Origin of the sequence: Gluconobacter thailandicus F149-1 = NBRC 100600, from assembly GCF_000964465.1 — a bacterium.
Taxonomy (GTDB): domain Bacteria; phylum Pseudomonadota; class Alphaproteobacteria; order Acetobacterales; family Acetobacteraceae; genus Gluconobacter; species Gluconobacter thailandicus.
Genome location: NZ_BANH01000005.1, coordinates 66,041 through 87,071, shown reverse-complemented (window position 1 = coordinate 87,071; position 21,031 = coordinate 66,041). Strand labels below are relative to the sequence as shown.

The window sequence follows — 21,031 nt, the reverse complement described above, 5'->3', positions numbered from 1 at the left end:
CTTCCCTTGATGGGTGTCAAAAGAAAAAAATTTCTTCTGTCTGTCATATTGTTATCGTTTCCAGATCAGGAAAATGGCTATGACTGTTTCAGAAATAGGCACTGGCCTTTTGGTTTTTCTTTAATGAGCGGTCGTGTGGGGGAGGAGTGGATTTTCCTGCCTCAGGATTGTAAGAGCCTTGTCTCCTGACGGAACTGATTGAAAGGCTCCTGCTGCCCGATGGCATTTGACGCCGCCTTTCTGGACGAACTCCGCAATCGAACGCCGCTGGCCTCCCTGATCGGACGGCGTAACAAGCTGGTTCGTTCCGGTCGTAACTGGAAAACATGCTGTCCTTTCCATGGAGAAAAGACGCCGTCTTTCTACGTTTATGACGACCATTTTCATTGCTTCGGCTGTGGCGCCCATGGCGATGCAATTTCTTTTGTCATGCAGAGCGATGGCCGGAGTTTTCCGGAAGCCGTGGAGCAACTGGCGGCTGAAGCGGGGCTTGAAGTTCCGAAACAGGACCCGCGGAGTGAAGCGCGTGCGCGGGAGGTCAAATCTCTCGGGGATGTTCTGTCTCTGGTTCAGGCCAGCTACCGGCGTCGGCTATACCTTCCGGAAGGACGGGAGGGGCTGGCGTACCTCCGTGGACGTGGGCTGAGCGAAGCGACCATCGAGCGGTTCGGGCTCGGATGGTCCGGCGATGGGCGGCAGCTGGTTGAAGAGCTGCGTGCCCATGATGTGACCCCTGACATGCTGGTACAGGCCGGTATTCTGCGCGTGGATGATCGGGGGCAACCCAAAGGGGAACTGTTCTTCAATCGGGTAACATTCCCGATCCGGGACCGTCGCGGGAAGATCATTTCCTTTGGGGCGCGGACTCTGGGGGATGGTCAGCCGAAATATCTGAACGGTCCGGAAACGGCACTCTTTTCCAAACGACGTACCCTCTACAATCTCGATCTGGCTCGTGAGGCTGTCCACAAAGGCGCTGAGCTGGTTGTGGTCGAAGGGTACATGGACGTCATTGCCCTGGACCAGGCCGGGTTCGGAGGGGCGGTTGCTCCTCTGGGGACGGCCTTGGGGGAAGAGCAGCTTGATCTTCTGTGGCGGATGTCTTCATCTCCCATTCTGTGTCTGGATGGTGATGCCGCGGGCGCGCGTGCGGCGCTGCGTGTCTGTGAAGTGGCCCTGCCGTTGCTGTCTCCGGAACGGACGCTTCGGTTCTGCCGCCTTGATCCGAAGGATGACCCAGATAGCCTGATCCGTTCTCGGGGGGCTGGCGCGATGGGGGAAGCCCTTTCAGGCGCGACCTCTCTGGCTACAGAGCTGTTTGGTCTGATGACGGGGAATATGTCGGACCCCGGCCCCGATCAACGTGCGGCGCTCCGTGAAAAGCTGGTGGCGCTTTCCAAGCTGATCCCGGATCGCGCCCTCTCGTCCGAATATCGCAGCACGTTCCTGGATATGTTCTTTGCGCGGTTCAGGCGTGGCGGAGGTGGGAAAAAACCGTTTCAGAAGAAGGGTGCGCCGCTTCCTCTGTCGACGCAGGCTCCGGGCGAAATGCGTCACATCGAGCAGGGAAGTGTGGAGCGTCTCAATATCCTCACGGCGATGCTTCTGCGGTATCCCGATATCCTTCCCGAAGTGGAGCAGGCCTATAGCAGTCTGGCGCTTCCCGGAGAACTGGATCGGATTCGCTCGGCTCTTCTGGACTGGGCCTGCCAGGACGAAGATCTGACGGAGGAGCACTGTCAGCGCTGGATCGAGGATCACGGTCTGACCGATATCGCCGCAGCCGTCACGGAAAGCCCGATGCCGCGGGAGGTGGGGCTTGGAAAAGACAGGGACGATGTTCTCAAAGTCGATATTGTAGAGAGCTGGTGGCACTTTTACGGGCTTGTAAATTTTCGCAATTTTGAGCGCGAAGTGGCCAATGACATTCAGGCAACCATCATGCAGGTCTATTCAGGCGGGGGCGACGGAGATGCGTCTTTCCCGGAAAGTCTGCTTGCGCGCATGAGGGTTCTGGAGGCGCTTCGACGGGGGGAGAATATGGAAGACGAAGGCTGAAAAAGGGCGGCGCTAACGTTTTTTCTTGCCTTGAAGTTGCATTCTTTTTCGTCTGAACCTTGACTTACAGCTCAGGATCGACCACCTGCACGCTGCCGAATTGCTTGCTTTCGGTGGAGTTGAGGGAGAGACGCATGGCGACGAAAACAGCCTCTGGTACGGATCGGAACGCGCAGGAACAGGAGGGGGATGCCACTCTTCTTGATACGCAGTCCGCTGCCGTAAAGCGGCTGATCGCCAAGGGGCGTGAACGTGGCCACATCACGTTTGACGAGCTGAACGCCGTTCTGCCGCAGGATCAGATGTCCTCCGAGCAGATCGAAGACGTGATGGCAGCTCTGTCAGAAATGGGCATTCAGGTTCTGGAGAACGAAGAGCAGGACGACGCTGAGCCTGCTCAGGAAGAAGCCAAGGAAGAGGCCGAGGAGTCCGACGAGCCGCAGGGTGGTAACATCGACGCGGAGGCTGCCAGCCGGACGGATGATCCGGTTCGTATGTACCTTCGCGAGATGGGCTCGGTCGAGCTTCTGTCCCGTGAAGGCGAAATTGCCATTGCCAAGCGTATCGAGGCCGGTCGGGACGAGATGATCGGTGGGCTTTGCGAAAGCCCGCTGACGATCCGTGCCATCATTTCCTGGCATGAGCGTCTCAAGGATGGCGAGATGCTGCTTCGCGACATCGTGGATCTGGAGGCCAGCCAGGCTGGTGAGCCAGGGCCCGAGGGCGAGGAAGGTGAAGAAGGCGAAGAGTCGGCTGACGACGATGCGAGCGATGACGACACCGAGGAAGGTGACGGCGAGCAGCAGGAAGGCAGTGGCCTCTCCCTGTCCGCTCTGGAAGAAAAGCTGAAGCCGGAAATCCTGGCGCGCTTTGAAGCCATTGAGCCGCTGTATCACAAGCTTCGTCAGTTGCAGGTCAAGCGTCTTGAGGCCCTGACGGCCGGTGAAGAATCAACGGACAAGTCCGAGCAGGTTTACGAAGAGCTGCGTCGTGAACTGGTCAGTCTGGTTGAGCAGGTTCATCTGCATAACAACCGGATTGAGGAACTGGTCGCCCAGATCAAGGTCCATGTTCAGCGTTTGAACCAGCTTGAAGGCCGGATGCTGCGTCTTGCGGAAAGCTGCAAGATCACGCGTGATGACTTCCTGCTGAAGTATCGTAACCGCGAGATGGACCCGACCTGGATCGAGTTCATCTGCACCCTTCCGGGCAAGGGCTGGAAGACACTGACAACCCGCCACCTGGAGCAGCTTCGTAGCCTGCGTGGAGAACTGTCTGCGCTGGCGCATGAGACGGGTCTGCCGGTTGGCGAATTCCGTCGCGTGTATGCGACCATTTCCCGCGGTGAGCGTGATTCCACGCGTGCTAAGAAGGAAATGATCGAGGCGAACCTGCGTCTCGTGATCTCGATTGCCAAGAAGTACACGAACCGTGGTCTGCAGTTCCTGGATCTGATTCAGGAAGGCAACATCGGTCTGATGAAGGCCGTGGACAAGTTCGAGTACCGCCGTGGTTACAAGTTCTCGACCTATGCCACCTGGTGGATCCGTCAGGCCATCACGCGTTCCATCGCGGATCAGGCCAAGACGATCCGTATTCCGGTGCACATGATCGAGACGATCAACAAGCTGGTGCGCACGTCCCGTCAGATGCTGCATGAGATCGGGCGTGAGCCGGCTCCGGAAGAGCTTGCTGAGAAGCTTGGCATGCCGCTGGAAAAGGTTCGGAAGGTCCTGAAGATCGCCAAGGAACCGATCTCCCTTGAAACGCCGATTGGCGACGAGGAAGATAGCCATCTTGGTGACTTCATTGAGGATAAGACGGCCGTCATTCCGTTGGATGCCGCAATCCAGACGAACCTGCGTGAAGCGACGACCCGTGTGCTGGCCTCCCTGACGCCGCGTGAGGAGCGCGTGCTTCGTATGCGCTTTGGCATTGGCATGAACACGGATCACACGCTTGAGGAAGTCGGGCAGCAGTTCAACGTGACCCGCGAGCGTATCCGTCAGATCGAGGCGAAGGCGCTTCGTAAGCTCAAGCACCCGAGCCGTAGCCGCAAGCTGCGGTCCTTCCTCGACGATAACTGATCGTCGGGGTTATGTTGCCGGACTGGCTCAGTCCAAAGGGGGCATCCACCCGGCTTGAGGTGGATGTCACTTTCCTGGAGACGCGCACCTCGTGTGCGTCTCCAGTGCTTCCGGAAGGTTTGGCCCTTGAACGGGTTCTGCCACCGGCTCTCACGCTTTATCGCCAGCTCTACCGTGATGTCGGAGAAGACTATTGCTGGTGGATGCGCCGTCCGATGCCGGATGGGCAGCTCGCGGAAATCCTGCATGATCCATTGGTCTATTTCATGGTGCTCCGGGATGGTGCCGGTGTAGCTCTGGGGTTTTATGAGCTGGACCTGAGGGACCATGGGGACGCCAATCTGGCTTATTTCGGTCTGGTGCCTGCCGCTATCGGGCGGCGGCTAGGGCATGTTCTTCTGGAGTGTGCGGTTTCTCAGGCTTTTGACGCGGGAAGCTGGCGGCTCCGGGTGAATACCTGCACCCTCGATCACCCGCGCGCGCTGAGCAATTATCAGAAGGGCGGCTTTGTGATCCGGCACGTCGTGCAGGAAGTGTGGAATGTTCCGGATGAATATCTGCCACCTAGACTGCGTCGACTCTGAGTTTATCCTTGATTTTCGAAGGTCTGCGTGATTAATGCAGCCTTTCCCTGCCGGGCGATGTGGCGTCGCGCCGGCTATACCCACGCTTTCCTCAAGATTGCACTGTCTCCGGCACGGGCTGGACCAGTTGGGTTGACCTCATCCGAAGGGAGTTTTCATGCCACTGTACGAAAGCGTGCTCATTGCACGTAACGATGTGTCCCAGGCACAGGTCGAGAGCCTGGTCGAGACCATTGAAGCCCTGCTGACCGAGCATGGTGGTTCCATCCAGAAGCGCGAATTCTGGGGCCTCCGTTCGCTCGCATATCGCATCAAGAAGAACCGTAAGGGCCACTACGTCCTGCTCGGTCTCGACTGCACCCCTGACACGCTGCGTGAACTTGAGCGTCAGCTTGGTCTGAACGAAGACGTGCTGCGCGTTCTGACGCTCCGCGTTGACGAGATCGACGAGAACCCGTCCCCGGTTCTGGCTCGCAAGAACGACGACCGTGGCGAGCGTGGCGGTTTCCGTGGCGGCTCCAAGCCGGCTGGCCGTTTCGAGAGCGGCCGTGGCGGCCCGCGTCGTGGTGGTGAAGACCGCGAAGAGTATCGTGCACGCGGCGAGCATGAAGATGCTCGTGAGGCGGCTGGAGCGGAGTAAGAAACATGTCCGAGACAACCACCCCCGAAGTGAACCCGGCTACCCGTCGTACCGCAGTTGGTGCACGTCGCCCGTTCTACCGTCGTCGCAAGTCCTGCCCGTTCTCCGGCCCGAATGCGCCGAAGATCGACTACAAGGACGTGCGTCTGCTGAGCCGCTTCCTTTCCGAGCGCGGCAAGATCGTGCCGAGCCGCATCACGGCCGTTTCGGCCAAGAAGCAGCGTGAGCTGGCGCAGGCTATCAAGCGTGCCCGCTTCCTTGCCCTGCTCCCCTACGTCGTGAGCTGAGGAGAGCACCATGTCCCAGACCGCACTGATCCTGCTCCAGCGGGTCGAGCATCTCGGCCAGATGGGTGATCTTGTCCAAGTGAAGCCGGGTTACGCACGTAACTTCCTGCTTCCGCAGGGCAAGGCCATGCGTGCCACGGCTGCAAACCGCAAGCGTTTCGACACGGAACGTGCGCAGCTTGAAGCCCTGAACATCAAGAAGCGCGAAGAAGCCGAGCGTCTTGCCGAGCGTATGGACAGCCTCTCGGTTGTCATCATCCGCCAGGCCAGCGACAGCGGCAGCCTGTACGGTTCCGTCAGCACGCGTGACATCGCCGTTGCTGCTACGGATGCCGGCCTGACGATCGCTCGTCAGCAGGTTGTTCTGGCTCACCCGATCAAGGTCCTTGGCCTGACGGAAGCCCGCATCGTCCTGCACCCGGAAGTTTCCATTCCGCTGACAGTCAACGTTGCACGTTCCGCTGAAGAAGCTGAGCGCCAGGCCCGCGGCGAAGCCGTTGGCGTGGAAGAAGAGGATGAGAACATCCTCGGCGAACTGCAGGCAGAGAATGCAGCTGAAGAAGCTGCTGCCGAAGCTGCAGTCACGGAAGAAGCCGAAGGCTGATTTCGTTGGCATAGCCAAAACAGAGAACCCGGCCGGGGATTCCCGTGCCGGGTTTTTTGATATCTGCTCTTCTGGTCAGGAAACTGGCAAGTGTGTCACGCTTTGTCGTGAAGCGCGTGAACAGGGGGGAGGCAGGTGTGAAGCCCATTCTCGATTTCGTTCTGAAAAAATTTATTCAGGTTGGGGTACTTCATGTCACATTCAGTGACGGTACGAACCATACCTACAGAGGCACTAAACCCGGCCTTGAAGCGGGCCTTCATCTAAAAACAAAGCAGGCCGAGCGGTCTTTGGTCATCAATTCCGGTCTGGCGTTTGGTGAAGAATACATGGCGGGCGAGTTGTGCCCCGAAGGATGTACTCTTGAAACGCTGATGCAGGTTCTGATGGCCAACATCATGGAAGGCGGCCATGTTTTTGAAGAAATCGAAGATCGGCTTCGGTGTCTGATTCATCCTTTCAAAGGATTGAATTCTCTCAAGACATCACGTCGCAATGTTGCCCACCATTATGATTTGAATGGCCGTCTTTACGATCTTTTTCTGGATAAGGACCGCCAGTATTCCTGTGCCTATTTTGCCCGCGACGATATGACTCTTGAAGAGGCGCAGGTTGCAAAGAAAAGGCATATTGCCTCCAAGCTCAAACTTGATCGACCAGGACTTGAGGTTCTGGATATTGGATGCGGATGGGGCGGTCTGGCCCTGACGCTTGCAAAGGATTATGGCGCGACGGTTGTTGGCATTACCCTTTCGAGAGAGCAGCTTGAGGAGGCGCGACGGCGCATCAGGGAAGAGGGACTTGAAAGGCAGGTTCGCTTCGAGCTTATGGACTATCGGAATGTCCATCATGAGTTTGATCGCGTAGTGTCAGTCGGCATGTTCGAGCATGTGGGTAAGCCGCAGTTCGAGCGGTATTTCCAAGGAATCAAAGACTGTCTGAAGCCCGATGGGGTGGCGCTAATTCACTCGATTGGTCGAACAGACGGCCCAGGAACGACCAATGCCTGGCTTCAGAAATATATTTTCCCCGGCGGGTATTCTCCTGCCCTGAGCGAGACATTGGCAGCGGTGGAGCGGTCAGGATTGTGGGTGACGGATTGCGAGATCCTGCGCCTGCATTATGCCAAAACCATTGCCGAATGGCGCAAACGGTTTGATGCCAACCGTGAGAAGATTATCAAGCTTTATGATGAGCGATTTGTCCGGATGTTCGAACTCTATCTGATTGGAAGTGAACTGGCGTTCCGGGTGCAGGGACACATGAATTTTCAGATTCAGTTGACGCGATCCGTGGACGCTTTACCGCTCACACGGGATTACATGTACGAGACGGAGCATACGGGCTCAGAGACCTGAGCCTCTGTGTCACGGTTCTGGCGTATAGCGAAAGCAGCCTGGGTCATGGTCGTGCACCAGACCCACGGCCTGCATCCATGCATAGACAATAACGGGCCCGACGAAACGAAAGCCACGAGACTTCAGTTCTTTTGAAATTTTTACGGATAAAGGAGACTGGCTCAGGACTGTTCCGCTGGGATTGTGAATTGGCGCGTCAGGAACGAGTTTTGACATGAAATCTGCAAAATCTTCGCCGTTATCCCGCATGGCGAGGTAGGCGCGGGCGTTCCCTATGGTCGCGACAATTTTGGCACGGGCCCGAATGATTCCCTCGTCCTGCATCAGTCTTTCGACATCTTCATCTGTAAAGCGCGCGACTTTTTCAGGATCGAAACCAGTAAAAGCACGTCGGAAGCCTTCCCGACGTCGTAAGACGATCAACCAGGACAGGCCGGCCTGAAAGCTTTCAAGAACAAGCGTTTCCCACAAAAGGCGGCTGTCCCGGACAGGAACGCCCCATTCCTCGTCATGGTATTGACGAAGAAGGGGGTCTGTCCTGGCCCAGCGGCAGCGTGGGTGATCTGTTTCAGGAGCGGGAACGGGCAAGATGTAGTTCTGCGAGGCGGGCGAACTCTGCGACTGTAAGCGTTTCGGCGCGTCGGGTCGGCTCGATTCCGGCTTCTTCAAGGAGAGCCTCGCCACCGATGGACTTCAGCGAAGACCGAAGCATCTTGCGACGCTGCCCAAAAGCGGCCGCAGTAACCCGTTCCATGGCGCGGAAGAGATTTGGCTCTGGTTGTTCCGCATGTGGAATCAGAACCGCAACTGCGGAATGTACTTTTGGCGGTGGTGAGAAGGCGCCTGGTGGAATGCGCAACGCCACAGAGCAGGACGCACACCACTGGGCCAGAACGGCCAGTCGCCCATAAGCCGAAGTGTCAGGATCAGCGCAGATACGTTCTGCTACTTCCAGCTGGAACATCAGAGACAGGCGTTCCCAGGACGCTGCCTGTTTTAGCCAGCCCACAAGCAGAGGCGTTGCCACGTTATAGGGCAGGTTCGCGATGATCTGGCGAGGGGCAGGAGCAAGGCTCGCGGCGTCCAGTTTCAGAGCATCCTGACGGACGATATGCAGGCGATCTGGATAATGCTCTGCCAGTTCGTCCAGCAGGGGCCATGCGCGCTCGTCAATTTCAACAGCATCGACCCGGGCTGCCGGGCTGTCCAGCAGGGCGCGGGTCAGGCCACCGGGACCAGGACCGATTTCCACAACGCTGCGGCCGGTCAGGTCCCCGCCGAGGGACACGATCCGGGCACAGATACCCGGATCGAGAAGGAAGTGCTGACCGAGAGACTTCTTGGCATCCAGACCATGGACCTGAATGGTGTCTTTAAGAGAAGGAAGACTCACGTCAGTTCAGGGCCGGCTTCGCAGCAGGGCGGATATCAATGATGGAGCGGCGTTGCAGATCGCGCTGAAGCTGGCGGGACGCCTGTTCCACACGTTCGTTCATGAGCTGATCTGCGATTTCGCCGGGAGTCTGCTGGGCCAGGTTTTTCTGCTGGCGGTCGCAGACCATGAGCAGGGCAATGCCATCCATCGAGACGAGTGGTCGGCTGACCTTGTTGACAGGCAATGGCTCGATAACGGACCGCATCTGCGGCGCAAGACGTTCCAGAACCTGCGTTCCCGGGTTGCTGGGGCGCTTTTCACCCAGAGACTTGTTGAGTGCTTCCAGTGCATCGCAGCTATGGATGGTCTCGATGGCGTGGGTCGCCTTCTGGAGAGAAACCTGCTGTTGTGGTGTTGGGTTTTGAGGGTTCAGAGGAGCATCAAACGGGAAGAAGGCCTGACGGAGGGAAACAAGTGTTCCCATCTGCTTGCCGACAACACGCTTGGCCTGAACGGTGGCAATGACGAAACCACCCGCGACCTGGATAGGATTGGAAATGGCCCCGATGGGCATCTGGCGCACGACATTGACCACTTCCGGATCGAGGCTGTCTTCCTGAACCCAGCCCATGGATCCGCCATCAAGGGCGGACTGTGCCTGCGAGAACTGTGCGGCGACAATCGGGAAAGGTGCGCCCTCGCGAAGCTGGGAAATGATGGTGCGCGTAAAGGCCAGTTCATTTTCGTCGTGGCGGGGATCCGCGACAGGAACGAAAATTTCGCTCATCATGTACTGCGCGCGACCCTGCTCCGCCTGAAGAGCCTGTTCACGCTGGGCAATCTGCGTTGCTGTGATACGGCCGCCTTCACCGAGCTGTTCACGCAGAACCTGCATCCAGCCGATCTGAACACGGATCTGATCGATCAGGGTCGTCAGAGAGACGCCATCGGAAGCCAGACGGTTACGCAGGGCATCCTTGGGCATGCCGTTGCGTTGTTCGATATTGCTGATGGCTGCGGCAATCTGCTCAGGTTCGACGTTGATATGTCGTTTGAGCATTTCCTGCGTTTTCAGACGCTCATCGATCAACTGATGAATGATCTGCCCGCGCATACGGTTCATGACATCCGGGCTGACAGGCAGGCCGGTGGAGAGCACGAACAGCTTTGCACGGTTGTCCACATCACGTTGGGTCAGGACCTGACCGTTGATGACGGCAAGGATCTGGTCTTCCGGAGGCGGTTTGGCGGGAGCCTCGGCCTTCTGGGGGGCGCTCTTGTGTGCGGGGGCGGTACGAGCCACAGCAGCAGGCGCTGCGACAGAGAGGGCCAGCAGGGCAGCCAGGGCCGTAGATGCGGTGCGTTGGGTCTTGGACATGCTCAGCCGTTAATTCCGAAAGTGCCGATCGTTTTGAACGTAAAGTTGAACATCACTGTGGTGTTCCGCTGCTCGCCGCCGATCCGTGTGTATTGCTTGATATACATGATATCCAGCCCGAAGCAGTCGTTGGAATAGCCAATATCTCCGCCATTTGCGACGAACTGTTTCCGGGAGAGGCTGCGACGGAAGAAGCCGGAGGCGTGATACTGACGCCAATGCGTCGATACGCCGCCGGTGATTTCGTTGGTTTTCACGACGTAAGGCGCGTTCACGCCACTCGTACGATAATTCGTGGCGTAATAATAATAAGGTGTCATGGGGGCGTAAATGTAGCCAGCGGTGAACCGAAGGGCAGGGATGCCCGCGCTAAGGAGGCCTTCGCCATAATCAACCTGGTGGGTCCAGGGGTTATAGCGCCCACGTGCCGTGACATCGACATACTGGTTCGGAGAAACCCGCAGTCGCCCAACGGGATCGGACAGGTGATGGTCCAGACCCGAATAGGGGATGCGATTATGGGTGATATGCTCCTGAACGCTCTCGCCCACGAGCATGTCGATCGTATGTCCGTTCCACATCCAGCTCTGGTGCACGCCAATATTGGCGCGCAGGCCGCCATCAAGACGGTCCGTGCCTGTGTATCGGTTCAGCGAGAAGAGCGTCGTATCCGTGAATTCATAGGACAGACTGTCTTCGTTCGGCATGTAGCTGTTGGCCGAATTGCCTGTATTCGGGGCGGCGATCGCCTGCACGATGGGCTCGAAGATCTGTGAACCATGCCCATGAGCAAAGGATCGCAGGAACGGCCAGTTCATTTTCACGGCGATAGTCGGCAGAACCTGACCCGTAAATTTCGTACCCATGGCCGTGTAATACAGGGGCTGCTGGTACGAACGGGTGGCACGGTAGATGTTTGAGTCCAGTCGGGCCGTCACAAGCCACTGCTGGCCAAGACTGTTATGGAATGGTCGATCCCATTGCATCTGAAGCTGCCCGCGCTGATCGGACACGCCATTGACACGATATACGTCAAAATCCGTCGTATTCAGGCTGAAACGGCCGCCGAGTGCGTCTGGCTGTCCCTGAAAGGCATAGGTGAAGCGCGGGAGAACCCATGGAAGGTCTGAGTTCTGAATGACGCCCTGGTTCAGGCCCTGATAAGCCTGCGCATCAATGCGGGCGTAAGACCCGGTGCCATAACCTTCAAGAAAGAGATTTGAATTCAGAGTTTCCGCACCGTAGCCTGGGACGCGGTAGTCACGCATGTAGTTGGCGGATGTTGCGAGATTGATGTTCGCACCGACCAGCCAGTTCTGGCTGAGCGAGAAATTGCCCTGCCCGAAAATATATCCCTGAAGGCCGTATTCGCCGGAGGAATTGACGTTGTTGCCGAAGGTGTTGACGTAACGGCTTTCCCGGTTGGTATCGAAAGCACCGCCTGCCGTGATGTCCAGCATGCCGAAGTTAAAGCGGTTCCGATACTGCGCCGTGATTTCCGGTCCTGTCTTGGTCGAAGCCAGACCGCGGACGGTCAGATCCTGATGTTCGTCGATCGCCCAGAAGTAGGGGAGCGTGAAATACGTACCGAGATATCTGTCGTGCGGGCTGATGCCAGGCATCAGAAAGCCGCTCTGACGCTTTACGGACGGATCGCTCATGGAGAAGAACGGGAAGTAGAATACCGGAAGTCCCAGCATTTTCAGCCATGCGTGATCAAATTCGATCCGCTTGTGCTCGGTGTCCTGCGTCGCGCCATAGGCCTGGAACTGCCAGAATGGCGGCGCGTCCGGACGCTTCGCACAGATTTCGCAGGCTGTATAAACGGCATGTGACAGATCGTTGATGAGGCCGTTCGTACGCCGCATACCGTTACCGGCCAGCTTCGCATTGTCCTCCATCTTCATATAGATGGACGTGCCGATCCCATCATGCATGCCATGGCTGAATTCCATGTACGTGGCATAGGTCGTGCTGCCATCCGGCTCCATGATGGCCACGTGGCCTGTTGCCGCGAGAACGCCGGTATTGCGGTCATAAGTAATCTTGTCAGCGCGCAGGGCATGCTCGCCCTGCCAGATCCGGACGTTCCCTTCCCACGTGACAAGGCCGTTCTTGGCGTAGCTTTCGCTATCGGCGAGGTAGGTCAGGGGATCACGCTCGGACGTAGGTTTCCCAATGACGATGATGTGCGTGTTGTCGCGTTGCATCGTATTGGCAAACATGTCCTGCGGCGCCACGAGCGCTGTTCCCGTCAGGGCGGCGCTTGCAAGGGAAACATACCTGCGTGCGCGTTTAGGGAGCCACCGGGGCACCGACATCAACCATCCTCCATGTGCAGCAGAAGCGCGACCGCAAGACAAAGCCCTGCGCCCGTAGGTGCCCATGCTGCAAGAACCGGCGGCAATGCGCCGGATTCACCAAACTGTTCAGCCACTTTCGAGATGGTGAAAAGTGCAAAACCTGCAGCAATTCCCGATCCCAGCATCCGGGCCACCCCGCCGCGCCGTGCCGGACGCATCGAAAAGCCTGCCGATACCAATGCCATTGTACCAGCAAGGATGGGAAGAGCCAGAAGCGATTGGAAATGTAACCTGTGACGGATCGACGGGAAACCAGAGTGCTCCAGCAACTGGATAAATCCAGGCAAAGCAAAGACCGAGAGCGTATCGGGAGACGCAAAACTCTCCTGAACTCGGCTGACAGTCAGATCGGACGGCAGGGTCAGCGCACCGATTTTCTGGGGCATATGGTCGGGTTCCAGAAGTGCCGAATCAGCGAGGTGCCATTCTTGATTGGCCAGCACACCCAGCGGCGATTCAACACGAACGATCAGGCGATCACGTTCGTCCAGACGAAACACGGTTACGCCTGAAACTTCCAGAGTGTTTTTGTTAAGGCGGACATTCTGGGCATGCAGAATGGCAACACCGTGTGGAATGAGACCTTCATCCGCCTGCCGGAGCCAGAGTTCGCCACCCTGCATCGTCAGGGGGCCACCGCCAGTTCGCAGATAGGACTGGTCCAGGAATTCCGCCTGCCGGTACATGGTGGAAGACAGTGCGGACATGCCCGTGGTTGTGAAAAGACCGATCAGCAGGGCGCAGGCCAGAGGACTTGCAAGGAACTGCCAGGCGGAAATGCCGGCGGCGCGGGCAACGATCAGTTCCGAAGACCGGGTCAGGCGTGAGAAGCAGACAATACCGCCGAGCAGGATGCCGAAGGGCAGCACGTAGATGACGTAATACGGAATGTGCAGACCTGCGATTTCCAGAATAAGGCTTGTTGGAACATCCGGTCTGGTTGCGGCGCGGCGAAGCAGGTCAATGAAATCGAACAGGGACACAAGCCCGGTCAGGGCCAGGACCATGGCGAGCGTATTCAGTGTAAAGTGACGGGCAATGTAGATCGCCAGCGTCGTGGAAAAGCCGACTTCGCTTTCCTGCGGGCGGAGGGTGTGGAGCAGGGTGGAGAACCAGCCGCGCCGACTATAGAACATGCGCTTCATGAAGACTGTTTCGCCTGCTGTGATGTGCCAGTCCATTGTTCGGCAAACAGCAGGGCCGCACAGATGAGACTGGGGAGAATAGCGACGGCCCAGATGAGGGGAACCAGTGCAAGGTTTCGGCCTGCAAGGTTCTGAAGCATGAGGGTCAGCGCCTGAAGGCCCACCACTGTCAGAATGGCAGTCATCGGTCTGGTGATATTTCCATGACGGGAAAACGCACCACGCAAAACTGCGACAAGCCCGATCATGGCAAAGGACAACACGGTCAGCGGCGCGGTCAGGCGATGCCAGCCTTCAACCGCGAACTTGCCGCGGTCGCGCTCTGAGACTTCGGTAGGGTTGGGATGAAAAAGCTCGTGAAGGGGCATCTCTGCCGCGTCCCGCTCTTCATGATTGTTCTGACGGGAGGATGCGAGATCGATGGTATTCCGGCCAAACGTCAGCACGTTCAGGCGTCCTGTGTGGCGATCGATTTCTTCGCGGGATCCGTTGTAGAGCACGACGCGGGGCTTGTCGTTTACGGTCACGATGGTGCCCCGTTCTGCCAGAATGGTCGTATGGGCATCCGGATCGCGATCATCTTCCACCAACACACCATGGAGCAGCCCGTTGGCATCTCTTGAACGCACATAGACGGTCATATCCCCCGACACCTTGGTGAAGACGCCGTCTTGTAAAAGGAACGCTGCCATCTGGTTACGGATCTGGAACTCGTACCGATGAAACGCATGGTACGACACGGGGGCCAGCCAGAGTGTCAGTACATAGCACAGCACGACAGAAGCCGCGCCGCAGATCATGCCGGGGCGCGCCAGTTCAAGCGGCGAAAGTCCGGCAGCGCGCATGACGGTCAGTTCACGATCTCCTGACATGCGCTGATACGTGAACAGCACCACAAGGAAAGTGGTGATTGGCAGGATAACCGCCACGAACGATGGCAGCATCAGTGACGTCAACTGCAGGAAAACGCGCAGTGACAGACCATGCTGGACGATCATCGAGACGAAGTGCAACGATTGCGTCAGCCAGATGAGAGCAACTGCGCCGCCAGTAAGGGCAAGCAGTGCGACCAGAAGCTGTCGAAGGACGTAGCGATCAATAAGGGGCAGCAGATGTCGCCCTGAAGTGCCGGGGGAAGAGGCCATGGCCCTTCGTGTATCCTTAGCCTGTGACGGGAGAAAGGCAAAAAAGCGGTGTTTAACGGAAGTAAACCGAACGATCGATCGGAGGAGGATCTGTCAGGCTGTGGTAAAGCTGGGTGGCCGCGATCCCAAGCAATAACCCTGCGCTTACGCCGAAGGCAATCGCTATGTAACGCCATGGTTGCTGGGCTTTATTGGTTACGATTTCCGCCTGAAGGCTGTAGGCGTCCATCTGTGTCCGGCTCAGGGTCGCCTGAAGAGAGCGTATTCTGCCCTGCTGTGTTCTGATTTCGCCTTCAAGTCGCGCAATGGCCTGCCGAAGTTGCGCTTCACGGGCACTTGTTCCCGTCCGCATGGGGTCTGTGGCGAGACTGGTGAACAGGTTCTTGAGGGCGCCCCCTGTCAGATTGTTGCGCCGGGCGCGCGTCCGCAGGGCGTCCAATGCATTCTGTGCGGAGCCGGGAGACTCCTCCAGAACAAGCGCCAGAATATCGGACAGAACCTTGATGTCTTTCGGGTCGAAAGTGTCGGTCATGTCTCAGCCGGGAAGGGCTGAAGACGGTCGGGGTTCAGCCGCACGCCGCAGTCTGTCCCGGATGGCCAGCCCAAGTCCCTGACGAGGGATCGGCTGGGCTGCGATACGTGTCACTCCCTGTTTTGTGCCTTCGGCATCAAGAAAGCGCAGTCCGGCGAAAAGACGTGCTGCCGCTTCTTCCAGATCGCCCGTTTCACTTAGGTTCCAGGTCAGTCCCGCCCCCGGCAATGATGGCCCGAAGGCCAGCAGGGCCTCATCCGGCTCTACCTCATAGGCATCCAGCCGGACCGGCAGCGATGGCGCGTAATGGGATGCCAGACGTCCGGGAGAGGCGGGAAGAGCCTCTGTAAAATCATCAGGATGGTGGATGGGGCCACACAGGGCTCTCAGGTCTTCGAGTGTGACACCACCCGGACGCAGCAGGAGGGGCGTGTCGCGTGTGAGATCCAGAACGGTACTTTCGACGCCGACCGAGCAGGGACCGGAATCCAGAATGGCGTCAATGCGACCATCGAGAGAGCGCAGGACGTGCGAAGCATCTGAAGGGCTGACGGTTCCCGAGATGTTGGCGGACGGGGCGGCAATCGGGGCACCGACTTCCCGAAGTAATGCCAGCGCGGTCTTGCCGCGCGGAACACGCAGAGCCAGCGTGTCTAGCCCGGCCGCAGCGAGGTCCGAAACTGTGGCGTTCGGGGAGCGAGGCAGAACCATTGTCAGCGGGCCAGGCCAGAACTTTTCCGCCAGAGCGTAGGCGATGTCCTTGATGCGTCCCTGGAGGTCTGCCTGTGCAAAGGCACTTTCGGCATCCGCCAGGTGGCTGATCAGCGGATTAAAGCGTGGTCGCCCCTTGGCTGCAAAAATACGGGCGACGGCCGTGTCGGATGAAGCAAGAGCGCCGAGGCCATAGACGGTCTCGGTTCCGAAGGCGACGAGTTTGCCCGCTTTCAGAAGTTCAGCAGCGCGGCGGATACCTGCCGGGTCAGCGGCCAGACGTTCCGTATGAAGGGTCTCGCTCATGACGCGCCTCCCGTGCAGTAAAAGGATGAGTTCAGGCGGCCTGGTTTGCCATAGAGAAGAGGCTTACCGTGTTCATCCAGCAGGCTTCCCCCTGCGGCCTCCAGAATGGCTTGCGGAGCGGCGGTATCCCATTCCATCGTCGGACCAAAGCGGGGATAGAAGTCCGCAGCCCCTTCCGCGACGCGCATGAACTTGACCGATGAGGCCAGCTTGTCGATGGACGCGATTTTTCGCCCGGCAAGCCAGCGTTCCAGCAGTTCCGTGTTGCCATGATGGCTGGATGCCAGAACGCGCAGGCCGTTTTCGGACGGAGTGGCTGTATGGATAGGTGTGCTGGTTGTGCCATCGAAGCGATGGGCGCCGAGGCGTTGGCCGCCGCTATAGATCAGGCCGTAGCCCGGAAGAGCGACGACGCCCAGAACGGGACGGTCTCCACGAACAAGGCCGATATTGACGGTGAAGTCCCTGCCGCCTGACGAGAAGCCGCGTGTGCCGTCCAGCGGATCGACCAGCCAGTAGGCTTTTCCGGCTTCGACTTCGATGCCAGAGGACATTTCCTCTTCCCCAATGGCCGCCAGAGAGGGGCAGGCGGCCCGTAAGCCGCGCAGGATGTGCTCCTCGGATGCCCGGTCGGCTTCCGTGACGACGGAGGCGTCTTTTTTGACTTCCGTGCGAAAGCCGCGGGCGCGGATCTCGTTGATGATGTCGGCGGCTTCGGACGCAAGGCGAAAAGCCAGGGACAGCAGGGCGCGGTCATCATCAGGGGAGACCGTTTGAAGAGGAGCTGAGGTCATGCCTGCAAGGCTACTTCATGAAAGGCGTTTCGTCATGTGTTGATGCGTGCCCGGAGACGCATCGTCTAATGCAGGCAGCCATTTGCGGACGGTGGAGGGTCTGCGTCTGCCGAGAGGGGAAGGCCAGTGGCTACCTTCAAGGCCGTATCGGAACTGCAGAATGTTCCCGGCACAGGAATTTTTTTGACAAAGTGAAAGTAGGAAGGCGTTCAGCCGGGCGTTCCGTCCGATGTAGTCAGGTTGTAGACATAGACGACGGTCGGGCCAGGCGATGGGACCGGGTGCTCTCCGGGATCACGGATGGCTTCGAAGAGCAGGACTGACGGTTTCCCATCCAGTAACCCCCTGGCGAACTGAATGGTCGACAAGGCATCTTCGCCGGTATGCGGCGCATCGCTCAGATGGTCCCGTAACGATGTGTCGGAACTTCGGGGTCTGGCTTCAACGCTGATGGCGCTTGTTTTTCCTTCGACAGTGTTGGTCAGAAGATACAGGTGGTAGCCCCACGCATTTCCATTGTCGCGCCATGTCTGGAACACGGAAAATGGTCCGTCTGGTCCGTTGAAACTGTTCATGCCGTCATGCAGCGGCAGGGGCGTCAGTTGCTCCAGTTTCGGGGCGGCAGCCTGTACGCTACTGGCCGAAGCCGGTGCGCAAACTGTGAAAGCACTTATCAGGAAAAGTGGGAGTGAACAGGCGGCGATGTAACGCATCCGGTTGATCATTGCTCTGGACCCTCTTGTGTGGAGCCACGCTGTTCCCGATAACGAAGGAACTGAAATGGTTCTGCCATGCAAAAGGTGTCATATGCTCGATATTTCTTTCGGTTCGTTCCCTGCGCTGAATGATGGTGCGCCACAGGCTGTTGCGCTGATCTGTCATGGCAAGGGAACGTCCGAAGACGCGACGTTCAAGGCGCTTGATGAAGCGACGGCCGGTGCATTGGGTCGGGCCGTGGCGTTCAAGGGATTCAAAGGCGACGCAGGCCAGACGCTTGTTCTGACGGCTCCTGCTGCATCGCTGTCTCAGGTCGTGCTCGTTGGCTGCGCGGCCAAGGATGGTTCGGCTGCGACTGCCGTTGCTGTTGAAAACGCTGGCGGTACGGCGGCCAGGACTCTGGATGGTGTGGAAAATGCCGTTCTGGCTCTGACGTCAGATGTTGCCGGATTTGCCGCAGAAGCCGCTTCGGGGGCACGTCTCGTCCGCTATGATTTCGATCTTTACCGTACGAAGAAGTCTTCTGATCATGCGTCTCTGAAAGCCCTGACGGTGGCAACCTCCGATGTGCCTGCCGCGGAAAGCCGCTGGGTGGCTCTGGATGCCGTGTCTCGTGGCGTGTTCCTGACGCGTGATCTGATCAGCGAGCCGGCCAACATTCTTTATCCTGAGACGTTCACCGCGCGTATCGAGGCACTGCGTGAGATCGGTCTTGAGGTTGAAGTGCTGGATCAGGCGGCCATGCAGGAGCTCGGGTTCGGTGCGCTGCTCGGTGTGGCGCAGGGCAGCGCCAATGCACCACGCACAGTCATTGTTCGCCATAACGGTGGCGGGGAAGACGCGCCGCTGGCATTCATCGGCAAGGGCGTGACGTTCGACAGCGGTGGTATTTCCATCAAGCCAGCCGCTGGTATGGATGAAATGAAGACCGATATGGGTGGTGCGGCCACCGTCATCGGCCTGATGAGCGCGCTGGCGCGCCGTAAGGCGCTGGTCAATGTCATTGGTGTTGTCGGGCTGGTCGAGAACATGGTGTCCGGCCGGGCGCAGCGTCCGGGCGATATTGTGACGAGCTATAGTGGCCAGACCATTGAAGTTCTGAACACGGATGCCGAGGGCCGTCTGGTTCTGGCAGACGTGCTGGCCTACACGAAGGACCGTTTCAAGCCGAAGCTGATGGTGGATCTGGCTACGCTGACCGGTGCGATCGTGGTGAGTCTTGGCACGGAAAATGCGGGCCTGTTCAGCAATGACGACGCACTGGCGTCTGGTCTGTTCGAGGCTGGAAAGCAGGTTGGCGAAGGTCTGTGGCGGATGCCGATGGGCGAGGCCTACAACCGTCAGATCGACTCTGATATTGCCGACATGAAGAACATTGGTGGCCGTCCGGGCAGTGCCATTCTGGCGGCTGAGTTCCTGAAGCGCTTTGTGGGTGATGCCACATGGGCGCATCTGGATATTGCAGGCACGACCTGGAAGACGACGGCGTCCCCGACGGCTCCGAAGGGTGCCACGGGTTTTGGCGTGCGTCTTCTGAACCAGTTCGTGCAGTCCCATGAGGTTCGTGCCTGAGAACGGGGGCCTGAGAGTGGATGTCGGATTTTACCATCTGACGCGGACGCCTCTTGAAGAGGCGTTGCCTGCGCTTCTGGGCAAGACGCTGGATGTGGGAGAGCGGGCGCTTGTTCGTTGTCCCGATGCGGCGTCTGTCACTGCGCTGGATACCGCGCTCTGGGCTTCGCGTGATCCGGTCTGGTTGCCTCATGGAACGGCAAAGATGGGGCATGCTGCCCGGCAGCCGATCTGGCTGGCGGAAGGGAATGATGTGCCGAATGGTGCGAAATTTCTGTTCCGTGTTGATGGGGCGGGAGAGGATGACTTCTCGCCCTTCACAAGAGTTTTTGATCTGTTTGACGGTCGTGATTCTGCCAGTGTCCAGCGGGCGCGTCAGCGGTGGGTCGCCCTGAAGGCTGCGGGGCATACGCTTGTGTACTGGCAGCAGCAGGAACGGGGCTGGAAGAAATCCGGCTGACCTTTTGGCGGAACATCTCCTGCGTTCATGTCGTTGTGTGACTGAGTTCTTCCCGGGAGACGCCTTATGAAAACCGTTACGCTCCGCAACGGCACCACTGTTCCTGCACTCGGAATGGGGACATGGAATGTCGGAGACAGTGCAGATCGTCGCTCTTCGGAAATCGAAAGCCTGCGCAAGGGACTGGAAGCCGGTCTGCGCGTCATTGATACCGCGGAAATGTACGGCAATGGCCGGTCTGAAAAGCTGGTCGGCGAGGCCATCGCGGATGTGCGTGATGACGTGTATCTCGTCAGCAAGGTTCTGCCGTCCAATGCGTCATATGACGGTGTGCGCAGGGCCTGTCGCCGATCGCTTGAGCATCTGGAGACGGACTGGCTGGACATGTATCTGCTGCACTGGCGCGGTGGTACGCCGCTGGAAGAGACCATCCGGGCGTTTGAAGACCTTCAGGCGGACGGACTGATCCGGGGTTGGGGTGTTTCGAATTTCGATGTCGATGACATGGAAGAAATCGAAGCCCTTTCAGGCTCCTGCCAGATTAACCAGATCCTCTACAGTCTGGAGCATCGGGGCACCGAGTTCGATCTGCTGGATCATGATCTGAACGCAGGCGTGGTCACGATGGCGTATTCGCCACTGGGGCAGGGTGGGGAACTGCTTCAGCATCCTGCACTAAAGGAAGTTGCCGGGCGGCACGAGACCTCCGCCGGGCCGGCCGACCCGGCGCAGATTGCGCTGGCCTGGGTGATGCGGCGGGAGAATGTCATGGCTATTCCGAAAGCAGGATCTTCGAAACATCTGCTGTCGAATGTTGCCAGTCTGGAGATTGCTTTGACGGAAGAGGATCTGAAAGTTCTGGATCATGCTTTTCCTCCGCCGCAACGCAAGGTATCTCTCGCCATGATCTGACGG

Annotated in this window: 20 protein-coding genes; 10 read left to right on the top strand and 10 right to left on the bottom strand. The window is 58.3% G+C overall.

All coding sequences use genetic code 11. The features are described 5' to 3' along the window. Positions 1–219 precede the first annotated feature (219 nt). From dnaG to B7444_RS01570, 7 genes are all read left to right on the top strand, one after another. On the top strand, positions 220–2,058 hold the full coding sequence (dnaG, locus tag B7444_RS01600) for a DNA primase (RefSeq protein WP_007282795.1): 1,839 nt from the start codon (positions 220–222) through the stop codon (positions 2,056–2,058). A 134-nt stretch (positions 2,059–2,192) separates the two neighbouring features. Further along, positions 2,193–4,145 carry an RNA polymerase sigma factor RpoD gene (rpoD, locus tag B7444_RS01595; protein ID WP_007282796.1) on the top strand — a complete coding sequence of 651 codons (1,953 nt, stop codon included), beginning with the start codon at positions 2,193–2,195 and terminating at the stop codon, positions 4,143–4,145. A 104-nt stretch (positions 4,146–4,249) separates the two neighbouring features. Next, positions 4,250–4,729, top strand: a complete 480-nt coding sequence (locus B7444_RS01590; protein ID WP_007282797.1) for a GNAT family N-acetyltransferase — start codon at positions 4,250–4,252, stop codon at positions 4,727–4,729. A 157-nt stretch (positions 4,730–4,886) separates the two neighbouring features. Continuing rightward, positions 4,887–5,369 carry a 30S ribosomal protein S6 gene (rpsF, locus tag B7444_RS01585; RefSeq protein WP_016738084.1) on the top strand — a complete coding sequence of 161 codons (483 nt, stop codon included), beginning with the start codon at positions 4,887–4,889 and terminating at the stop codon, positions 5,367–5,369. A 5-nt stretch (positions 5,370–5,374) separates the two neighbouring features. Beyond that, positions 5,375–5,656, top strand: coding sequence for a 30S ribosomal protein S18 (rpsR, locus tag B7444_RS01580; RefSeq protein ID WP_007282799.1), 282 nt, complete (start codon positions 5,375–5,377; stop codon positions 5,654–5,656). Positions 5,657–5,666: 10 nt separating this feature from the next. Continuing rightward, positions 5,667–6,260: a 50S ribosomal protein L9 gene (gene rplI / locus B7444_RS01575; protein WP_007282800.1), complete on the top strand. Its 594-nt coding sequence runs from the start codon at positions 5,667–5,669 to the stop codon at positions 6,258–6,260. A 137-nt stretch (positions 6,261–6,397) separates the two neighbouring features. Next, positions 6,398–7,618: an SAM-dependent methyltransferase gene (locus B7444_RS01570; RefSeq protein ID WP_029495776.1), complete on the top strand. Its 1,221-nt coding sequence runs from the start codon at positions 6,398–6,400 to the stop codon at positions 7,616–7,618. A gap of 9 nt (positions 7,619–7,627) precedes the next feature. Here B7444_RS01570 and B7444_RS01565 read toward each other — a convergent pair whose 3' ends face one another. The 10 genes from B7444_RS01565 to B7444_RS01520 form a co-directional block, all read right to left on the bottom strand. Beyond that, positions 7,628–8,206 carry a DNA-3-methyladenine glycosylase I gene (locus tag B7444_RS01565; protein ID WP_007282802.1) on the bottom strand — a complete coding sequence of 193 codons (579 nt, stop codon included), beginning with the start codon at positions 8,204–8,206 and terminating at the stop codon, positions 7,628–7,630. Continuing rightward, on the bottom strand, positions 8,187–9,011 hold the full coding sequence (gene rsmA / locus B7444_RS01560) for a 16S rRNA (adenine(1518)-N(6)/adenine(1519)-N(6))-dimethyltransferase RsmA (RefSeq protein WP_007282803.1): 825 nt from the start codon (positions 9,009–9,011) through the stop codon (positions 8,187–8,189). The genes B7444_RS01565 and rsmA overlap by 20 nt, the downstream gene beginning before the upstream one ends. Before the next feature lies 1 nt (position 9,012). Further along, positions 9,013–10,371 carry a peptidylprolyl isomerase gene (locus B7444_RS01555; RefSeq protein WP_007282804.1) on the bottom strand — a complete coding sequence of 453 codons (1,359 nt, stop codon included), beginning with the start codon at positions 10,369–10,371 and terminating at the stop codon, positions 9,013–9,015. 2 nt (positions 10,372–10,373) lie between these two features. Further along, positions 10,374–12,692 (bottom strand): LPS-assembly protein LptD, encoded by a 2,319-nt coding sequence (locus tag B7444_RS01550; protein ID WP_035729152.1) that lies wholly within the window; start codon positions 12,690–12,692, stop codon positions 10,374–10,376. Further along, positions 12,692–13,915 (bottom strand): LPS export ABC transporter permease LptG, encoded by a 1,224-nt coding sequence (gene lptG / locus B7444_RS01545; RefSeq protein WP_007282806.1) that lies wholly within the window; start codon positions 13,913–13,915, stop codon positions 12,692–12,694. The genes B7444_RS01550 and lptG overlap by 1 nt, the downstream gene beginning before the upstream one ends. Continuing rightward, on the bottom strand, positions 13,876–15,024 hold the full coding sequence (gene lptF, locus B7444_RS01540; RefSeq protein ID WP_007282807.1) for an LPS export ABC transporter permease LptF: 1,149 nt from the start codon (positions 15,022–15,024) through the stop codon (positions 13,876–13,878). The genes lptG and lptF overlap by 40 nt, the downstream gene beginning before the upstream one ends. Positions 15,025–15,076: 52 nt before the next feature. Next, positions 15,077–15,556 (bottom strand): hypothetical protein, encoded by a 480-nt coding sequence (locus B7444_RS01535; RefSeq protein WP_007282808.1) that lies wholly within the window; start codon positions 15,554–15,556, stop codon positions 15,077–15,079. 3 nt (positions 15,557–15,559) lie between these two features. Beyond that, the gene (locus B7444_RS01530) at positions 15,560–16,573 is read right to left on the bottom strand and encodes an L-threonylcarbamoyladenylate synthase (RefSeq protein WP_007282809.1); all 1,014 of its coding nucleotides are present in this window, start codon (positions 16,571–16,573) and stop codon (positions 15,560–15,562) included. Beyond that, on the bottom strand, positions 16,570–17,367 hold the full coding sequence (locus tag B7444_RS01525; RefSeq protein ID WP_007282810.1) for a 3'(2'),5'-bisphosphate nucleotidase CysQ family protein: 798 nt from the start codon (positions 17,365–17,367) through the stop codon (positions 16,570–16,572). Before B7444_RS01525 ends, B7444_RS01530 begins: the two co-directional genes overlap by 4 nt. A 209-nt stretch (positions 17,368–17,576) precedes the next feature. Further along, entirely contained in the window at positions 17,577–18,092 is a 516-nt protein-coding gene (locus B7444_RS01520; RefSeq protein ID WP_007282811.1) for a hypothetical protein, read from the bottom strand. Positions 18,093–18,174: 82 nt separating this feature from the next. Between B7444_RS01520 and B7444_RS01515 the strand changes: the two genes are divergently transcribed. The 3 genes from B7444_RS01515 (at position 18,175) to B7444_RS01505 (ending at position 21,028) form a co-directional block, all read left to right on the top strand. Then, positions 18,175–19,656, top strand: a complete 1,482-nt coding sequence (locus B7444_RS01515) for a leucyl aminopeptidase (RefSeq protein WP_007282812.1) — start codon at positions 18,175–18,177, stop codon at positions 19,654–19,656. Continuing rightward, on the top strand, positions 19,640–20,116 hold the full coding sequence (locus B7444_RS01510) for a DNA polymerase III subunit chi (protein WP_048855107.1): 477 nt from the start codon (positions 19,640–19,642) through the stop codon (positions 20,114–20,116). The genes B7444_RS01515 and B7444_RS01510 overlap by 17 nt, the downstream gene beginning before the upstream one ends. A 66-nt stretch (positions 20,117–20,182) precedes the next feature. Then, positions 20,183–21,028, top strand: a complete 846-nt coding sequence (locus B7444_RS01505) for an aldo/keto reductase (RefSeq protein ID WP_007282814.1) — start codon at positions 20,183–20,185, stop codon at positions 21,026–21,028. Positions 21,029–21,031 lie beyond the last annotated feature (3 nt).

Bases quoted from the DNA above. Each gene is read 5' to 3' on its own strand.
- dnaG (WP_007282795.1), top strand. From the start codon at position 220: ATGGCATTTGACGCCGCCTTTCTGGACGAACTCCGCAATCGAACGCCG.
- lptG (WP_007282806.1), bottom strand. From the start codon at position 13,915: ATGGACTGGCACATCACAGCAGGCGAAACAGTCTTCATGAAGCGCATG.
- B7444_RS01505 (WP_007282814.1), top strand. From the start codon at position 20,183: ATGAAAACCGTTACGCTCCGCAACGGCACCACTGTTCCTGCACTCGGA.
- B7444_RS01510 (WP_048855107.1), top strand. From the start codon at position 19,640: ATGAGGTTCGTGCCTGAGAACGGGGGCCTGAGAGTGGATGTCGGATTT.
- B7444_RS01550 (WP_035729152.1), bottom strand. From the start codon at position 12,692: ATGTCGGTGCCCCGGTGGCTCCCTAAACGCGCACGCAGGTATGTTTCC.
- rpsR (WP_007282799.1), top strand. From the start codon at position 5,375: ATGTCCGAGACAACCACCCCCGAAGTGAACCCGGCTACCCGTCGTACC.
- B7444_RS01515 (WP_007282812.1), top strand. From the start codon at position 18,175: ATGCTCGATATTTCTTTCGGTTCGTTCCCTGCGCTGAATGATGGTGCG.
- B7444_RS01520 (WP_007282811.1), bottom strand. From the start codon at position 18,092: ATGATCAACCGGATGCGTTACATCGCCGCCTGTTCACTCCCACTTTTC.
- rpsF (WP_016738084.1), top strand. From the start codon at position 4,887: ATGCCACTGTACGAAAGCGTGCTCATTGCACGTAACGATGTGTCCCAG.
- B7444_RS01525 (WP_007282810.1), bottom strand. From the start codon at position 17,367: ATGACCTCAGCTCCTCTTCAAACGGTCTCCCCTGATGATGACCGCGCC.
- B7444_RS01535 (WP_007282808.1), bottom strand. From the start codon at position 15,556: ATGACCGACACTTTCGACCCGAAAGACATCAAGGTTCTGTCCGATATT.
- rplI (WP_007282800.1), top strand. From the start codon at position 5,667: ATGTCCCAGACCGCACTGATCCTGCTCCAGCGGGTCGAGCATCTCGGC.
- rpoD (WP_007282796.1), top strand. From the start codon at position 2,193: ATGGCGACGAAAACAGCCTCTGGTACGGATCGGAACGCGCAGGAACAG.
- B7444_RS01555 (WP_007282804.1), bottom strand. From the start codon at position 10,371: ATGTCCAAGACCCAACGCACCGCATCTACGGCCCTGGCTGCCCTGCTG.
- B7444_RS01530 (WP_007282809.1), bottom strand. From the start codon at position 16,573: ATGAGCGAGACCCTTCATACGGAACGTCTGGCCGCTGACCCGGCAGGT.
- lptF (WP_007282807.1), bottom strand. From the start codon at position 15,024: ATGGCCTCTTCCCCCGGCACTTCAGGGCGACATCTGCTGCCCCTTATT.